Below are 17,402 nucleotides of genomic sequence, written 5' to 3'. Positions count from 1 at the left end.
GGAGCCTGAAACTGATGGCGTTGATCGAAGTTGGACTGGACGACAAGTACCGGTTGGATACCAAACGAATTTTCCTCTCCGGTACCCAGGCTCTGGTCCGATTGCCCATGTTGCAGCGCGAACGCGACCGCGCGCATGGGCTGAACACCGCGGGTTTCATCTCCGGTTACCGCGGCTCGCCGCTCGGTATGTATGACCACGCGCTGTGGCGGGCGAAATCCTTCCTCAAGGAGCATGACATCGCTTTCGTTCCCGGCCTCAACGAGGATCTGGCGGCGACCGCGGTGTGGGGTAGCCAGCAGGTCGGCATGTTCCCCGGCGCCAAGGTCGATGGTGTGTTCGGCATCTGGTACGGCAAGGGCCCCGGCGTCGATCGTTCGCTCGATGCGCTCAAGCACGCCAATTCGGCCGGCACCTCGCCGAATGGCGGCGTGATCGCGCTCGCCGGCGACGACCATGGCTGCCAGTCCTCCACTCTGGCGCATCAGAGCGAGCAGGTGTTCGCCTCGGCGCTGATGCCGGTGGTCAATCCGGCGACGCTGCAGGACTATCTCGATCTCGGCATCCTCGGCTTCGCGCTGTCGCGCTATTCCGGTTGCTGGGTCGGCTTCAAGGCGATCTCGGAGACGGTGGAAAGCTCGGCCTCGATCGTCAGCGATCCCGATCGCATCAAGATCATCATGCCCGACGATTTCGAGATGCCGCCGGGCGGGCTGTCGATCCGCTGGCCGGATCCGCCGCTGGAGGCCGAGCGCCGGTTGCATGGGCCCAAGATGGAGGCGGTCGCGGCGTTCGCCCGCGCCAACCGGTTCGATCGCATCGTGCTGGATTCAAAGCCGGCACGGCTCGGCATCATGGCGACCGGCAAGGCCTATCTCGATCTGCGCCAGGCACTCGCCGATCTCGGCATCACCGACGCCGATGCGCAGGCGCTGGGCCTGCGCATCTACAAGGTGGCGCTGACCTGGCCGCTGGAAGCGCGCGGCGCGCGGGACTTCGCCGAAGGCCTGCAGGACGTGCTGGTCGTCGAGGAGAAGCGCGGCTTCATCGAGGACCAGCTGGTTCGCATCCTCTACAACATGGATGCCTCGAAGCGTCCATCGGTAGTCGGCAAGCGTGACGAGAGCGGCGCGCCGTTGCTGCCGAGCGAGGGCGAACTGACGCCGACCATGGTGGCGGCCGCGGTGGTCGCACGGCTGCGCAAGCTCGGCCACCACAGCCCGCTGCTGGAGCAGCGGCTGGCCAAACTCGAGGCGTTCGATCGCCCGGCCGAAGGCACCGGCACGGCGAAGCTGCAGCGTACGCCGTATTTCTGCTCGGGCTGCCCGCACAATTCCTCGACCAAGATTCCCGAGGGCAGCCGCGCCATGGCCGGCATCGGCTGTCACGGCATGGCGCTGTCGGTGCCGAACCGCAACACCCAGACCATCTCGCATATGGGCGCCGAGGGCGTGAGCTGGATCGGGCAGGCGCCGTTCACCAGCGAACAGCACGTGTTCCAGAATCTCGGCGACGGCACCTACACGCATTCCGGCCTGCTGGCGCTGCGCGCGGCGGCTGCGGCCGGCGTCAACATCACCTACAAGATCCTCTACAACGACGCGGTGGCGATGACCGGCGGCCAGCCCGCGGAGGGCGGCTTTACGGTGGCGCAGATCGCGCATCAGGTCTGGGCGGAGGGCACCAAGAAGCTTGCGATCGTCTCCGACGATCCCGACAAATATCCCGCCAATTACTTCCCGTCCGGCGCAACCATCCACCATCGCCGCGAGCTCGATGCCGTGCAGCGCACCTTGCGCGAGATCCAGGGCCTCACCGTCCTGATCTACGACCAGACCTGCGCCGCGGAGAAGCGCCGCCGCCGCAAGCGCGGGCTGTTTCCCGATCCGGCCAAGCGCGTCTTCATCAACGAGCGCGTCTGCGAAGGCTGCGGCGACTGCTCGGTGGCGTCGAACTGCGTCTCGGTGCAGCCGCTGGAGACGGAGCTCGGCCGCAAGCGCCGCATCGACCAGTCGAACTGCAACAAGGATTTCTCCTGCATCGAGGGCTTCTGCCCGAGCTTCGTGATGGTGCAGGATCCCAAGCTGCGCAAGGCCGACCGCACCGCCGCCGATCCCAAGGCGCTGTTCGCGGATTTGCCGACGCCGTCCGCGGCTGCGCTCAGCAATCCCTACAACATCCTGATCACGGGCATCGGCGGCACCGGCGTCATCACCATCGGCGCGCTGCTCGGCATGGCCGCGCATGTCGAGGGGCTCGCCTGCTCGACGCTCGACTTCACCGGCCTGTCGCAGAAGAACGGCGCGGTCATGAGCCACGTCCGGCTCGCACCCTCGTCCGACATGCTGACCACGGTCCGCATCGCGCCCGGCAATGCCAATCTGATCCTCGGCTGCGACCTCGTCGTCGCCACCAGCGTGCCGGCGCTGAGCCGCGCCGAGCGCGGCGTCACGCGCGCCGTCGTCAACGCCGACCTGCTGCCGACCGCGAGTTTCGTGATCGATCCGGACATCGACTTTGAAGCCAGTTCGATGCGCGATGCGCTGAACGGCGCGGTACGGCCCGACGATCTCGACATCCTCGATGCCACCGGGCTTGCCACCGCGCTGATGGGCGACAGCATCGCGACCAACGCCTTCATGCTCGGCTTCGCATTCCAGCGCGGCGCGATCCCGCTGTCGCTCGAGGCCATCCTGAAGGCGATCGAGCTCAACGGCGCCGCGATCGAGATGAACAAGACCGCATTCTCGTGGGGCCGGCTCGCCGCGCATGATCTGCAGCGCGTGGTCAGCGCCGCGCGCTTCAAGAACGCAGGCACCGCACCCGCCAAGAAGACGCTGGACGAAGCGATCGCGTTCCGCGCCAAGTTCCTTACCGACTATCAGGACGCGGCCTACGCCAAGCGCTATCTCGACGACGTCGCGCGCGTCCGCGCAGCCGAAGCCGCGGCAGCGCCGGGCTCGCAGGACCTGACCGAGGCCTTCGCCAAGGGCCTGTTCAAGCTGATGGCCTACAAGGACGAGTACGAGGTCGCGCGGCTCTATTCCGACGGCGAGTTCAGCAAGGCGCTGAGAGAGCAGTTCGAGGGCAATTCCGGCCTGAAGGTGCTGCTGGCGCCGCCGCTGCTGGCGCAGCGCGATCCCGTCACCGGTCGCTTGCAGAAGCGCGAGTTCGGGCCGTGGATCTTCAAGGCGTTCGGCCTGCTGGCGGGGTTGAAGGGCCTGCGCGGCACCGCGTTCGACATTTTCGGCTATACCGCCGAGCGCAAGATGGAGCGCGCGCTGCCGGTGGAGTATTCATCGATGGTCCTGCGTCACCTCGACGGCAAGAAGCCGCTCGATTTGCCGCGGCTGGTGGCGCTGGCGAAGGCAGCGGACCTCGTGCGCGGCTACGGCCACATCAAGGAAGGCAATGTCGCGCGCTTCCGCACCGAATGCGCGCGGCTGGAGCGTGCGATCGGCCAGCCGCTGGCGCAGGCGGCGGAGTAGGGCAGAGGGGTTTCGAGCGACGCCGCTACCGGTTGGCGTGAACGGGGCCGCGGAACTTTCCTCGGCGGCCCTGGTTGACCGATAACCCGCCCGCAACCAGCGGCTGGATTTGCGCGGCCGGGCTCCTACATGATGGCTGTTCCGTTCGAGTAGTTTCAGGAGGCCCTTTTGACGGTCCTGAAAAGCGTTTTTGTTGCAAGTGTTTGTACCGCGTGCCTGGCTTGGGGCGGCGCGGCGATGGCCGACGACTACCGCCCGGGCGAATTCCTCAGCCTCGATCTCTCCCGCGCCGTGCTTTCCCCGAGGCCGCTGGGCCCGCCGGCGCAGTTCGAGCCGGTTCCGGTCGAGGCGAAGGGCGACCATGGCCCCGATCAGCATGCGAATGTCGAGCCGCAGATTGAGGAGCCGAAAGTCGCGCCGAAGAAGCCCGTCCGCACGACCCGGGTAACGCCACAACCTGAGAAGAAGCGCGCGACCGCACACGTGCATGCTCGCGCCAAGCTCGCCCGTCGGCACTCGAACCCGCTCAACGCCGAAGCCCGCGACACAAGGATCCAGACCTGGCCCTGCCGCACCGGCGGCATCTGTAACTGGCAGCGGTGAGATCCTCAGGATGACGGGCTTGGCGTTTGAGCGCTCCAGCCGAACAACACGTTCCGATCTCAATCTCCCCCGAGTCACACCGCCGTCGCAAAACCGTCGGCGCAGAGTCAAGAAACCGTAAGGGCGGAGTCAAACGGCGCAGGCAAAACCTTCGTTGCGATTCGACGAAGGTTATTCGATGCCGACAGCGATCTCCGCGAAGGGGCGAGGCCTCACAAGGCGTCAGCTTCTGGTGCGCTCGGCGTCGACGGCCGCGCTGGCAGGACTGGGCGCGCTGGCAAGGCCCTATTTGAGCCGCGCCGCGGACCGGCCCGCGATCGCGGGCATCCAGTCCGGCGACGTTGCCAGCGATTCCGCCGTCATCTGGGCCCGGGCCGATCGCGCCGCGCGGATGCAGATCGAATGCGCAGCGGTCGAGAGCTTTGCTACTATCCTGCGCAGCGTGACCGCCGACGCGCTGGCCGAGCGCGACTTCACCGCAAAGCTGCTGCTCGACGACCTGCCGCCGGGCCAGGACCTGTTCTATCGCGTCCGCTTCGAGGATCGCGACGGCATCGCCGGCAAAAGCCGGGTCGGGCATTTCCGCACCGCGCCGGCCGACCGCCGCTCGGTCTCGTTCGTCTGGTCGGGCGACGTGGTGGGGCAGGGCTGGGGCATCGACCCCGCGCGCGGCGGCCTGCGCAGCTACCGCACCATGCTGAACGAGCGCCCCGATTTCTTCATCCATTCCGGCGATCACGTCTATGCGGATTGCACGGTGCCGGCGGAACAGGCGCTGCCGAACGGCGAGGTCTGGCGCAACATCGTCACGGAGGAGAAATCCGTCGTCGCGCACAGCCTCAAAGAGTTTCGCGGCAACTACAAATACAACTGGCTCGACGAGAATTTCCGCGCCTTCCACGCCGAGGTCCCGATGTTCGCGCAGTGGGACGATCACGAGGTGGCCGACGACTGGTCGCCGATCGGCACTGCTGACGCGACCGGCTATGATACGGACGGCACCTCGCGCCTGGTGGCGCGGGCGCGCCGTGCCTTCCATGAATTCATGCCGATGCGGTTGATGCCGGAGCGCGACGGCCGGGTCTATCGCAAGATCGCCTACGGGCCGCTGCTCGACATCTTCCTCATCGATATGCGCTCGTACCGCGATTCCAGCTGGAACAAGCAGGGCAATCCCGACCAGGCGTTCATCCTCGGTGAGAGCCAGCTTGCCTGGCTGAAGCGGGAGCTGGTGGCCTCGGATGCTGTCTGGAAGGTGATCGCCGCCGATCTGCCGATCGGCCTCGTCAGCCTCGATGCGGTCGCGCTCGGCGACGGGCCGCCCGAGCGGCGCGAGCACGAGATCGCCGACCTGCTGTGCTTCATGAAGCGCGCCGGCGTCCGCAACACGGTGTGGCTCACGGCGGATATGCACTACACCGCGGCGCATCATTATGATCCGAACCGCGCCGTGTTCCAGGAGTTCGAGCCGTTCTGGGAATTCGTCACCGGCCCGCTGCACGCCGGCACCTGGTCGCCGGGCGAGCTGGACAATACCTTTGGCCCGAAGGCGATGTACCAGAAGGGCTGCACGGCCGAGCAGGGCGACAATCTCGCGCCGTGCTTCGGCCTGCAATTCTTTGGCCGCGTCGATATCGACGGCAGGACCGGCGTGATGAAAGTGACGCTGAAAGACGTCGACAACCATGATCTCTGGTCGGTCGACATCGAGCCGCGGCCGGATGCGCGGCCCGGCCAGATCATGGCGGAACATATTTAGGCTCGCATAGGCCGTCGCGACATCTTGATTGCGGGCGCCTTGCGCAACGTGGCGGTTTGCGGGCAGACTGTGCGCCGGCAGTTCTGCCAATTTCATTCCTTACAGACCATTTGCTGGCGTGACGTCGTCGATGACATCGGCGTCCCACGCGTCAGGAGCTATCCATGGACAATCTGCAGACACAGGGCATCAGCCTGCCGCAGCTCGGGCTCGGCACCTTCCGCATGCAGGGCGATGCCTGCCGCGCGGCGGTCGAGAGCGCGCTCGGGCTCGGTTATCGGCATATCGACACCGCCGAGATGTACGGCAATGAGGAGGCGATCGGGGCCGCTATCGCGGACGCCAAGATCGCGCGCAAGGACCTGCATGTGACCACCAAGGTCTGGCACGAGAACCTCGCTCCGGATGCGATCCGGAAAGCGTTCGACGCGAGCCTGAACAAGCTGCGGCTCGATCACGTCGACCTCTATCTGGTGCACTGGCCGTCGCGGAACATGAAGTTGCCGGCCGTGTTCGAGACGCTGATGAAGCTGAAGGAGGAAGGCCGTACCCGCGCGATCGGTGTCGCCAATTTTACTACCGCGCTGCTCAAGACCGTGGTCGAGGACATCAAGGCGCCGATCGCCTGTAACCAGATCGAATACCACGCGATGCTGGACCAGACGGCGGTGCGGAAATATCTCGCGGCAAAATCGATCCCGCTGGTGGCCTATTGCCCGCTGGCGCAGGGCCGTTTCGCGACCGACGAGACGCTGGCGAAAATCGGCAGCAAGCATAATGCAACGGCAGCGCAGGTGGCGCTGAAATGGCTGCTCGACCAGGACGGCGTTGCGGCGATTCCGAAAGCCTCGCGCGCCGAGAGCCAAAAGGCCAATCTCGATGCGCTCAAGGTCAGGCTGGACGATGACGACCGCACGGCGATCGCCGCACTGCGCAAGGACATGCGCTGCGTCAATCCGGGCTTTGCTCCGGCGTGGGACTAAATCCCGGGAGCACCTGATCAGGACGAAGAACGAGAAAATGGCTCCGCGAGGAGCCATTTTCCGTTGTGTCGGTCTTTCGTGTCTGCCGACGGTTAATAACGATCGCGCCTGATGACCACTGCGCGGTCATGGTCGTGATGCCAGCCGCGATGCCAGCCATGGTCATGGCGCATCTCGGCGCGCGCGCCCCAGCCATGGTCCCAGTGGTGATGGCCGCGCTTGATCACGACGGTCTCGGCGCTCGCGATCGATGGAACGGCTATCGCAAGCGCACCAATCGCCGCAACAACAAAACCAATCTTTTTCATTTCATCCTCCTCAAATGATGCGAGGAGAAAACCGTGCAGATATCGGAACGTTCCTCAGGAACCGGTGGAGTTTTCTGAACGCTTGTTCAGCAACTGCCGCAGCGCAACGCACGAGTGCGTTCGCTGGGCGACTGAGCAATGAGCGTTATCGCCTCTTTCGGCGGCCTTGCTTAACCACTGCGTCCGACGCATCATCGCGCCACAAAAATCAATGTTCGGGGGGACGTTGTGAGCAAATTTTCACGCCGGGATTTTTTGAAGGGTACGGGATCGGCCGCTGCTGCCGCCATCGCGGGGCCGGCCGCTGCGGCGATGGGACCGGACGACAAGTTCGACCTCGTAATCAGGAACGGCGACGTGATCGATCCCAGCCAGTCGCTGCGCGGCAGGCGCGACATCGGCATTCGCTGGGGCCTGATCGAAGCGATCGAGGACGAGATCCCGGCCGCGCGCGCCGTCAAGACCATCGACGCGTCGGGCAAGCTCGTGATGCCGGGCCTCGTCGATCTGCACTGCCACGTCTACCCGTACGGCTCGGCGATCGGGATTCCCGCCGACGAGCTGGTGCAATTCCAGGGCACCACGACCGTCGTCTCGGCCGGCGATGCCGGCGTCAACAATCTCGCGGCGCTGCGGCGCTTCATCGTGGCGCAGTCGCGGACGCGGATCTACGCCTTCCTCCATATCGCCAATAACGGCCTGTCGGCCTTCCCGGTGGCCGAGCTCTACAACATTGACAACGCCCAGGTCGAAGCCTGCGCCATGGCGCTGGCTGAAAACCCTGACTTCCTGATCGGGGTCAAGGTGCGGATGTCGGAGAACGTCATCTTCAAGCACGGCATCGAGCCGCTGAAGCGTGGCATCCAGGCCTGCGAGATGTGCGGCTGGCCGGCTCGGATGATGGTGCATATCGGCGGCGTCGAGACCAGGGAGTTGATGTCCGGCATCCTCGATCTGCTGCGGCCGGGCGATATCCTCACCCACGCCTATTCCGGCGCGCCGAACATGTCTGGTGCCTTCACCAACATCGTGCAGGACGGCAAGCTGCTGCCGGCGGCGCTCGCGGCCAAGCAGCGCGGCGTGCTGTTCGATGTCGGCCACGGCGGCGGCAGCTTCGATTTCACGGTGGCCGAGATCGCGATCCCTGCCGGCTGCACCCCCGACACGATCTCCTCCGACATCCACGTCTTCTCCGGCAACTCGCCCGGCATCCCGTTCCTGCCGAACGTGATGAGCAAGTTCCTGGCGATGGGCTCCTCGCTGGATCAGGTGGTGGCGATGGCGACCTCGGTGCCGGCGCGGATCATCAACCGCACCCCGAAAATCGGCACCTTGCAGCGCGGCGCGCCCGGCGATGTCGCGATCATGGACCTGATCGAAGGACCGGTCACCTTCGTCGACACCCGCAACAACAAGCGCGACGGCAATCTGCTGCTGAAGCCGGTGCAGACCGTGGTCAACGGCGTGCCGTTCGGCCGGCCCTATCAGGCGCCGTTTTCGGTACGATAAGTGGCAGGCCCCGCCGGTTTCCTGTCATTGATCCGCGTCAAGGACAGGAAATCCCGCTCGTCGATGATGAGCAATCAAAAGGGGCATGTCGTGACCGGAAATAGTTCCTCCATAGACCGATCGGCACGTTCGTCCGGGCCTGGCGTTGAGTCGTTTTCCGAAAGCGATTTCCTGCGGCAACTGGGCGAGGCCATGCGCGGGGCGCGGGCGAATATCGGCATGACGCGTCGCGAACTGGCCCGCCGATCCGGCGTGTCGCAGCGCTACATTGCTCTCATAGAGGCAGGCAAAGGCAACGTCTCGATCGTGCTGCTGCTGCGCATTCTGAATGCGTTCCGCAGCGACGCCCCCAAGGCGGCCTGACAAGCAAGGGGATGATCACGTCGATGGGTGAACTCGTTCTCGCTGCCAAGGTCAGCCACGTACCATCCCTGATGCTGTCGGAACGTTCGGATCACCCGCTGCATGACGCGAGGGCCGGCGCGGTCGCGGCATTGCACGAACTCGGCCGCCGCGCCAGGGACCGCGATGTATCCACCTTCGTGGTGTTCGATACCCATTGGCTGTCCAATTTCGGCTACCACGTCAACGCCAATGCCCGGCATCGCGGCTCGTTCACGAGCCACGAGGCGCCGCAGATGATCAAGGACCTGCGCTACGACTGGCCGGGGAATACTGCGCTTGGAGAGGCGATTGCACGCGAAGCGGCGGGCGATGGGCTCAATGTGATGGCGCACCGGGTCGAAAGCCTCGGTCTTGAATACGGCACCATCGTCCCGATGCACTACCTGAACCAGGATGGCCGGGCCAAGGTCGTCTCCGTCGCATCGCCGCTGTTCACGTCGATCGAGGAGAGCAGGCTGCTCGGCGAAGCGACCCGCCGTGCGGTTGCGCTGTCCGGCGAGCGGGTCGCGCTGCTCGCCAGCGGATCGCTGTCGCATCGGCTGTTGCCGAACAAGCAGCTCGGGCCCGAAGCCTGGACGTCAATCGCCAGCGAATTCAACCGGCAGGTCGATTTGCGCGTTCTCGAGCTGTGGCAGCAGCGCCGTTACCGGGAGTTCCTCGACATGCTTCCGGATTACGCCACAAGGTGCAACGGCGAGGGCGGAATGGCCGATACCATCATGCTGTTTGCCGCGCTGGGCTGGTACGATTTCCGCGGCGCCGCCGAGCAACTCTGCGACTACTTCCCGTCGAGCGGCAGCGGACAGGTGCATGTGGAGTTTCACCTGGCCGCGTGAGGCGGCGAATGTGGCCTGCTAAAGCGCGATGAGATCTGGTTGCATCGTCATCGGGCTTTTTGCTTTGGCATGATCTTCGGAAAACCGCTTCGCACTTTTTCGGAGCATGCTCTAGCCGCGCTTCTCCACATTGCTGCTGCGTGCGGGCACGCCGAACTCCTTGCGGCACACCTCGGCCAGCACGGCGACGCCCTCCCGGATCTGCTCGTGCGAGGGGCTGGCGAAGCAGAGGCGGAGCCGGCTGGTGGAATGCGCCTTGCTGGTCGACCATTCCGGTCCCGGATTGATCGAGACGCCGGCGGCAAGTGCCGCCTGATAGAGCTTCATGGTGTCGACATTGTCGGGCAGCTTGACCCAGAGGAAGATGCCGCCCTTCGGGGCCTCGAATTCGGCCGACGTGCCGAACTGCTCGTTCAGCGCCTCCATCAGCGTGTCGAGCTTGGCGCGCAGTCCGCGCGTCAGTTTGGGCACATGGGTCGCGAAATGCGGCGTGCAATATTCCGACAGCACCATCTGCTCCAGCGCGCCGGAGCCGGCATCGGTCTTCATCGGCAGCATCCGCGACATGATCTCCCAGGGCGCGACGATGAAGCCGACCCGCAGCGCCGGCGCGATCGACTTCGAGAACGAGCCGATATGGATCACGCCGCCATGCTTGCTCATGGCATAGATCGCGGGCGGCCGCTCACCGTTCCAGATCAGATCGGCATAGCAATCGTCCTCGAAGATCGGGACGCCGTATTCCTTGGACAACTTCAGCATCTCGGCGCGGCGGCTCTCGGGGAGGATCGAGCCGGTCGGGTTCTGCACCGTCGGGATGGTGTAGATGTATTTCGGCGTGATACCGCGCCGCCTGTGGTCGGCGAGCGCTGCTGCCAGCGCATCGATCCGGATGCCATCGCCGTCGAGAGGGATGCCGACCGCATTGACGCCGAGCCGGGTCAGCCGGTTCAGCGAGCCCTGGTAGGTCTCCTGCTCGATCAGCACGGTGTCGCCCTTGGCGAGCAGCGTCTGATTGACCAGGTCGAGCGCCTGCAGCGAGCCGGAGACGATCATGATCTCCTCCGGCGTGCAGGCGATGCCGGCATCGCGCTTCAGCTTCTCGGTGAGGAACTGGCGGAGCGGCAGATAGCCCTGCGGCCCGTGCGCGAGGTTATAGGTCGCCAGATTCCTGCCCTCGCGCTTCAGCACGGCATTGACCGCTTCCAGCAACCCGTCGACCGGGACCTGATCGGGGTCGTTGTTGCCGCCGACGAAGGAGTATTTGGCAAGCCCGGTCCATCGCGCAGCCGGCGCAGGCAGGCCGGCCGGAAGCAGCGGTGCAAAGTCGAACTGGGCTGAGGTGGACATGGACGTTTCGCTCCGTGTTGTTGTCGTTGAGAAGGTCCGCGGGAAGCGGCCTCCTGTGAAGTCAGTTCTTGCCGGTCAGCCTGATCGGCCGACCCTGGCTGATGAAGGCGTAGTGCCCGGCGCCGACGCTGCCGACCATCAATGCCTCGACCGCCGGTTCCGCGATCTCGCCGGCGGCCGCCCAATCCACCACGAAATTCGCGCCGGTGCCGCCGCGGGTATCTGACGTGGCGATCGCGACCTCGATGGTCGCAAACGGTTTTAGCGCGACCGGCGATTTGAGGTAGCTCTCCACCATCCTGCCTGCCGTGTCGAAATAGGCAATCCGCTTCAGCACCAGCGGCTTCGTCTCGGAGGCGTTGTGCACGCTGAGCGTCGCCGAGAAATCGGCCCTGAGCTTGCCCTGGCTCATCGACACGCTGGAATACACCGGCACGTAGAATGCACCGGATGCGGTGAGGCCTTCCGACGGCACCGCGGTCAGCGAGTTCGCGAAATTTTGTTCAATACTTGCCGAGGATTGTGCTAGCGCCTCCGTCATGCGCACGGTGAGCAGGCAGAGCAGAACTGCCAGAAAAATGCCGCCTGCGCGGATGTGACACATTGCTCGGTTGATCCTCACGCCCGGCCCTCTAGGTTGCGGCAACAGGAAGTCTTGGACGCATGCATGAACTGATTCCCGATATCACGCTCTGTATCCTGTTTGCCTGGGGGATTGGGCTATTGGCCCATTTCTCCCGGCAACCGCTGATACTGGCCTACCTTATCGCCGGCTTTTTCATTGGTCCATTCGGCATGGGCTGGGTCAAGTCCCAGGAATCGATCAGCGTCATCTCCGAGCTCGGCTTGATCTTCATGCTGTTCATGATCGGGCTGGAAATCGACCTCAAGAAGATCATCCGTGCCGGCAAGGTGATCCTGTTCGCCGGCGCCGGCGAACTGATCGGCGGCTGCCTGATCGGCGCGGCGTTCTTTGCCGGGATCGGGCTTGCGATCGGCGGCGGCAAGTTCGATGCGGTCTATCTCTGCGTCGCCTGCGCGCTGTCCTCGACCGTCATCATCGTCAAGGTGCTCTACGAGAAGCGCGAGCTGGATACGCTGCCGGGCCGCATCACGCTCGGCGTGCTGGTGCTGCAGGACATCTTTGCGATCCTGTTCCTGGCGGTGCAGCCGAGCCTCGACAATCTGCAAATCAGCGTCGTGCTGCTGTCGATCGCCCGCGTTGCGGTGCTGGTCGCAACGGCGCTGGTGCTCAGCCGCTACGTGCTGCCGCGGCTGTTCCACCAGATCGCGCGCCGGCCCGAGCTCGTGCTGCTCGGTGCGCTCGCCTGGTGCTTCCTGATCGGCGAGATCGCCGAGCGGCTGCATCTGTCGCGCGAGATGGGCTCGCTGGTCGCCGGCGTCTCGATCTCGACCTTTCCCTACGCGCTCGACGTCACCGCCAAGGTCACGACGCTGCGGGATTTCTTCATCACGCTGTTCTTCGTCGCGCTCGGCATGACGATCCCGATCCCGGGCTTGCAGGTGATCTGGCTCGCGCTTGTGATCGCGGCCTTCACGGTGATGAGCCGCCTGGTCACGACATTCACGCCGCTCTATCTGATGAAGCAGGGGCTGCGCGCCAGCCTGCTGCCGGCGATCAATCTGGCGCAGATCTCCGAGTTCTCGCTGGTGGTGATCCAGACCGGCGTCGCCGCCAACCATATCAGCGCCGAAACCGCGAACGCGGCCTCTTTCGCCTTCGTGGTGCTGGCGGTGCTTTCGACCTTCGCGATGGGCCGCAGCGACCAGATCGTGCGCGGCCTGATCGGCCCGTTGAAGCGGATCGGGCTGCGCGACCTCGACCAGGAGGGTGAAGGCCGCGGCGAGGCCGCCCAGGAGGGCGGGCATGGCGAGATCCGCCGCATCGTCATCCTCGGCTTTTTCCGTGCCGCAAGTGCGTTGATCAGCCAGATCGAGCGGCAGAACCAGTCGCTGCTCGAGCAGATCAGCGTCATCGATTTCAACCCGCTGGTGTTCCGCACGCTGACCGACCGCGGCATGCACGTGATCTATGGCGACATCAGCAATGTCGATACGCTGGTGCATGCCGGCATCGGCAAGGCCGAGATCATCATCCTGAGCGTGCCGGATTTCCTGCTGGTCGGCGCCGACAATGAGAAGCTGGTGCGCCACGTCCGCGCCCTCAATCCGACCGCGAAGGTCGTCGCCACCGCGGACCTCCTGAGCGGCGTCGACGACCTCTATGCGGCCGGCGCCGACTATGTCACGGTGACCCGGCTCAGCGACGCCGGCGAGCTCTATTCGGTGATCGAGGCCGCCGACGCCGGTCTGCTCGACGACAAGCGCGCCGAGCTGGACGCCCGGCTCAGCGACCGGCGCGAGGTGCTGCCGTAGGGGACCCTGCTTGTCACCCGCTGGTATGCCTGCCGGACGCATAGCGGGTTGCATAATGATACTGGCGCTGACATCGGAACCCGGCTAATCCACTGCCTGCATAAAGCGAGATGTCAGGACAATGGCCGATACGATCCAGGAAGTGCTGCAAGCCTTTGCGAAGGGTGAACTCGTCGTCGTCACCGACGATGACGATCGGGAAGGCGAGGGCGATTTGATCGTCGCGGCGTCGTTCTGCACGGCGGAAAAGATGGCCTTCATCATCCGTCACACCTCCGGCATCGTGTGCGCGCCGATCACCACCGAGGACGCCCGCCGGCTGCGGCTCGATCCGATGGTGGCGCACAACGAGTCCAACCACACCACGGCCTTCACCGTCTCGATCGACTACAAGCCCGATGGCGGCACCGGCATCTCGGCCGACGAACGCGCCTCCTGCTGCCGCGCGCTCGCCAATCCCAATGCCGGCGCCAACGATTTCGCGCGGCCCGGCCACATCTTCCCGCTGATCGCGCGCGATGGCGGCGTGTTGCTGCGCTCCGGTCACACCGAAGCGGCGGTCGATCTGTGCCGGCTCTCGGGCCTGCCGCCGGTCGGCGTCATCAGCGAGCTGATGAACGACGATGGAACCGTGATGAAGGGCGAGCAGGTCGCGAAATTCGCCGCTGCCCACAAGCTCAAGCATGTCACGATCGCGGACATGATCGCCTATCGCCAGGCGCGCGAGAAGCTGATCGAGCGGGTCGCGACCTTCACCACCGAAAGCCCGATCGGCCCGCTGCAAGGCTATGCCTATCGCTCGCCGTTCGACGAGATCATGCACGCCGCCTTCGTCTACAACGGCATCGGCGACGGCCGGGACGTGCTGACCCGGCTGCACAAGCCCAATATCGTGACCGACCTCTTCACCGGTCCGGCACGGATGGAAGCCGTGCTGCGGCACTTCAAGGATGCCGGCCGCGGCGTGCTGGTCTATCTGCGCGACGGTGCAGCCGGAGTTCCGGTGCAGCCGGTGAGCGAGCAGAAATCGGCGGAGGCCGATCGCAACAAGCAATGGCGCGAGGTCGGCGTCGGCGCGCAGATCCTGCGCGATCTCGGCATCACCTCGATCCGGCACCTGACCTCGTCGGTGCACGACTACAAGGGTCTGTCCGGTTTCGGCATCGAGATCGTGTCGAACGAGAGGCTGGAGTGCTAGCACCCGTCATTCCCGGGCTCGCGAAGCGAGAACCACAGGGGCGGGATTGCGCCCCGGGGAATCTCGAGATTCCGGGTTCGATGCCATGCATCGCCCCGGAAGGACGGTGAGAGGATCACCAATTGCGCTTCGCAGCATAGCGCTTTAATTTATCCGCCAATTTCCGAGTGACGATGCGAAAGGATGTTTCATGAGCGTGCGCCCCCAGGCCAAGGACAAGCCGGCTGCCGCCAGCTTCCAGTGGGATGATCCGTTCCTGCTCGACGACCAGCTCACCGAAGACGAGCGCCTGATCCGCGACACCGCGCGGGCCTATGCGCAGGACAAGCTGTTGCCGCGGGTCACCAAGGCCTATCTGGAAGAAAAGACCGACCGCGAGATCTTCAACGAGATGGGCGAGCTCGGCCTGATCGGCGTGACGCTGCCCGAGGAATATGGCTGCGCCAATGCGAGCTACGTGGCCTATGGCCTGGTGGCGCGCGAGATCGAGCGCGTCGATAGCGGCTATCGCTCGATGAACTCGGTGCAGTCGTCGCTGGTGATGTATCCGATCTACGCCTATGGCGACGAAAACCAGCGCAAGAAATATCTCCCGAAGCTTGCGACCGGGGAATGGGTCGGCTGCTTCGGCCTGACCGAGCCGGACGCCGGTTCCGATCCCGGCGGCATGAAGACCCGCGCCGAGAAGGTCGCCGACGGCTACAAGCTGAACGGCGCCAAGATGTGGATTTCGAATGCGCCGATCGCCGACGTGTTCGTGGTGTGGGCCAAGTCGGCCGCCCATGACAACCAGATCCGCGGCTTCATCCTCGAGAAGGGCATGAAGGGCCTGTCGGCGCCGAAGGTCGGCGGCAAGCTCAGCTTGCGCGCCTCGATCACCGGCGAGATCGTGCTCGACAACGTGGTGGTGCCGGAAAGCGCCCTGCTGCCCAACGTCTCCGGCCTCAAGGGTCCGTTCGGCTGCCTCAACCGCGCCCGCTACGGCATCTCCTGGGGTGCGCTCGGCGCCGCCGAGGACTGCATGCACCGCGCGCGGCAATACACGCTCGACCGCAAGCAGTTCAACCGGCCGCTCGCCGCGACCCAGCTGGTGCAGAAGAAGCTCGCCGACATGGAGACCGAGATCGCGCTCGGCCTGCAGGCCTCGTTGCGCGTCGGCCGCCTGATGGACGAGGGCAAGATGGCGCCCGAGATGATCTCGATCGTCAAGCGCAACAATTGCGGCAAGTCGCTCGACATCGCCCGCATGGCTCGCGACATGCACGGCGGCAACGGCATCCAGATCGAGTATCACGTGATGCGCCACGCCGCGAATCTCGAGACGGTCAACACCTATGAGGGCACGCACGACGTCCACGCGCTGATCCTCGGCCGCGCCATCACCGGCATCCAGGCGTTCTCGTAAGGGACGCCATCCCCGACAGCGTAGGATGGGTAGAGCGAAGCGAAACCCATCTTACTGCCCACCATGCGGCTGGCATGATGGGTTTCGCTGCGCTCTACCCATCCTGCAAGATCGCATTCGGGGCACCTCCCATGGCCGACAACGACGACGTCCCGTTCAACCGCGAATTTCCGCTGCAGCCCGGTGTGGTCGAACAGGTCCGCCCCGGCGTGCGCCGCGTGCTCTGCAACAATCCAAGCCCGTTCACCTTTACCGGCACGGTCAGCTACATCGTCGGTGAGGGCAAGGTCGCGATCATCGATCCCGGTCCCGACGATGCGGCGCATGCCAAGGCGCTGCTCGATGCGGTCAGGGGCGAGACCGTGACCCACATCCTGGTCACACATACCCATCGCGACCACTCGCCGAACACGCCGCGGATCAAGGCCGCGACTGGTGCGCCCGTCTATGCCGAGGGGCCGCACCGCGCCTCGCGCCCGCGCTTCGAGAGCGAGAAGCACAATCCGGAATCCGGCGCCGACCGCGATTTCCGGCCCGACATCGAGGTCAAGCACGGCGACGTCATCGAGGGTGCGGGCTTCGCGCTGGAGGCGGTGGCAACCCCCGGCCACACCGCCAATCACCTGGCGTTCGCCTGGGCCGAGCGCAGCATCAATTTCGTCGGCGACCATGTGATGGGCTGGTCGACCTCGATCGTGGCGCCGCCCGACGGCTCGATGATCGATTACATGGCCTCGCTGGAGCGGCTGGAGCAGCGTCCCGAGCAGCTCTATCTCTCCGGCCATGGTCCGGAGATTCCGGAAGGCACGCGCTTTGTCCGCTTCCTGGCGCGGCATCGCCGCGCGCGCGAGGCGTCGATCCTGCATCGCCTGGCCAAGGGCGAGGCCGACATCCCGACCATGGTGCGAGCGATTTATATCGGGCTCGATCCGCGCCTCGCCAATGCCGCCGGCTATTCGGTGCTGGCGCATCTGGAGGACTTGGTCGCGCGCGGTGTCGTGGCGACGGATGGCGATCCCGTAATCGGCGGCACGTACCGGATGGCCTGACTCGTCATTCCGGGGCGTACGAAGCACGAGCCCGGAATCCATCAGACCGCAGGCTGTGTCGTGAAATGGATTCCGGGTTCATCGCTGCGCGATGTCCTGGAATGACGGGTGA

The 17,402-nt window shown here is 65.0% G+C and carries 14 protein-coding genes; 11 read left to right on the top strand and 3 right to left on the bottom strand.

Features of this window, described 5'->3' with window-relative positions; translation table 11 throughout:
- Window positions 1-14: 14 nt before the first annotated feature.
- The 4 genes from AKN83_RS32865 to AKN83_RS32850 all read left to right on the top strand — a co-directional run bounded on the left by AKN83_RS32865 (window position 15) and on the right by AKN83_RS32850 (window position 6,833).
- On the top strand, window positions 15-3,488 hold the full coding sequence (locus tag AKN83_RS32865) for an indolepyruvate ferredoxin oxidoreductase family protein (protein WP_050401475.1): 3,474 nt from the start codon (window positions 15-17) through the stop codon (window positions 3,486-3,488).
- A gap of 237 nt (window positions 3,489-3,725) precedes the next feature.
- Entirely contained in the window at window positions 3,726-4,091 is a 366-nt protein-coding gene (locus AKN83_RS32860) for a hypothetical protein (RefSeq protein ID WP_083992339.1), read from the top strand.
- A 178-nt stretch (window positions 4,092-4,269) separates the two neighbouring features.
- Window positions 4,270-5,850, top strand: a complete 1,581-nt coding sequence (locus AKN83_RS32855) for an alkaline phosphatase D family protein (protein ID WP_050401612.1) — start codon at window positions 4,270-4,272, stop codon at window positions 5,848-5,850.
- 164 nt (window positions 5,851-6,014) lie between these two features.
- Window positions 6,015-6,833 (top strand): aldo/keto reductase, encoded by an 819-nt coding sequence (locus tag AKN83_RS32850; protein ID WP_050401473.1) that lies wholly within the window; start codon window positions 6,015-6,017, stop codon window positions 6,831-6,833.
- A gap of 92 nt (window positions 6,834-6,925) precedes the next feature.
- On the opposite strand, the gene AKN83_RS32845 is transcribed toward AKN83_RS32850, so the two are convergent.
- Complete coding sequence (locus AKN83_RS32845) at window positions 6,926-7,141, bottom strand: hypothetical protein (RefSeq protein WP_063695640.1); 216 nt, start codon at window positions 7,139-7,141, stop codon at window positions 6,926-6,928.
- 228 nt (window positions 7,142-7,369) lie between these two features.
- Here AKN83_RS32845 and AKN83_RS32840 point away from each other — a divergent pair, with 228 nt between their 5' ends.
- The 3 genes from AKN83_RS32840 to hpaD are packed head-to-tail and all read left to right on the top strand — an operon-like array spanning window position 7,370 to window position 9,891.
- Entirely contained in the window at window positions 7,370-8,650 is a 1,281-nt protein-coding gene (locus AKN83_RS32840; RefSeq protein ID WP_050401471.1) for an amidohydrolase family protein, read from the top strand.
- Complete coding sequence (locus tag AKN83_RS32835; protein ID WP_244522184.1) at window positions 8,651-9,013, top strand: helix-turn-helix domain-containing protein; 363 nt, start codon at window positions 8,651-8,653, stop codon at window positions 9,011-9,013.
- A gap of 23 nt (window positions 9,014-9,036) precedes the next feature.
- Window positions 9,037-9,891, top strand: a complete 855-nt coding sequence (gene hpaD / locus AKN83_RS32830; protein ID WP_050401611.1) for a 3,4-dihydroxyphenylacetate 2,3-dioxygenase — start codon at window positions 9,037-9,039, stop codon at window positions 9,889-9,891.
- Between the two features lie 111 nt (window positions 9,892-10,002).
- On the opposite strand, the gene AKN83_RS32825 is transcribed toward hpaD, so the two are convergent.
- A complete protein-coding gene (locus tag AKN83_RS32825) occupies window positions 10,003-11,241 on the bottom strand; it encodes an aminotransferase-like domain-containing protein (RefSeq protein ID WP_050401470.1) in 1,239 nt (412 codons plus the stop codon).
- 61 nt (window positions 11,242-11,302) lie between these two features.
- Window positions 11,303-11,845, bottom strand: coding sequence for a DUF3124 domain-containing protein (locus tag AKN83_RS32820; RefSeq protein ID WP_430641591.1), 543 nt, complete (start codon window positions 11,843-11,845; stop codon window positions 11,303-11,305).
- Window positions 11,846-11,904: 59 nt separating this feature from the next.
- Between AKN83_RS32820 and AKN83_RS32815 the strand changes: the two genes are divergently transcribed.
- From AKN83_RS32815 to AKN83_RS32800, 4 genes are all read left to right on the top strand, one after another.
- Window positions 11,905-13,638, top strand: a complete 1,734-nt coding sequence (locus AKN83_RS32815; protein ID WP_050402377.1) for a cation:proton antiporter — start codon at window positions 11,905-11,907, stop codon at window positions 13,636-13,638.
- Window positions 13,639-13,759: 121 nt separating this feature from the next.
- On the top strand, window positions 13,760-14,836 hold the full coding sequence (gene ribB / locus AKN83_RS32810; RefSeq protein WP_050402376.1) for a 3,4-dihydroxy-2-butanone-4-phosphate synthase: 1,077 nt from the start codon (window positions 13,760-13,762) through the stop codon (window positions 14,834-14,836).
- A 190-nt stretch (window positions 14,837-15,026) separates the two neighbouring features.
- On the top strand, window positions 15,027-16,241 hold the full coding sequence (locus tag AKN83_RS32805; RefSeq protein ID WP_050402375.1) for an acyl-CoA dehydrogenase: 1,215 nt from the start codon (window positions 15,027-15,029) through the stop codon (window positions 16,239-16,241).
- A 131-nt stretch (window positions 16,242-16,372) separates the two neighbouring features.
- Window positions 16,373-17,290: an MBL fold metallo-hydrolase gene (locus tag AKN83_RS32800; RefSeq protein WP_050402388.1), complete on the top strand. Its 918-nt coding sequence runs from the start codon at window positions 16,373-16,375 to the stop codon at window positions 17,288-17,290.
- Window positions 17,291-17,402 lie beyond the last annotated feature (112 nt).

This window comes from Bradyrhizobium embrapense, assembly GCF_001189235.2.
GTDB classification, from domain to species: Bacteria; Pseudomonadota; Alphaproteobacteria; order Rhizobiales; family Xanthobacteraceae; genus Bradyrhizobium; species Bradyrhizobium embrapense.
This window is presented reverse-complemented; position numbering and strand designations above follow the sequence as displayed.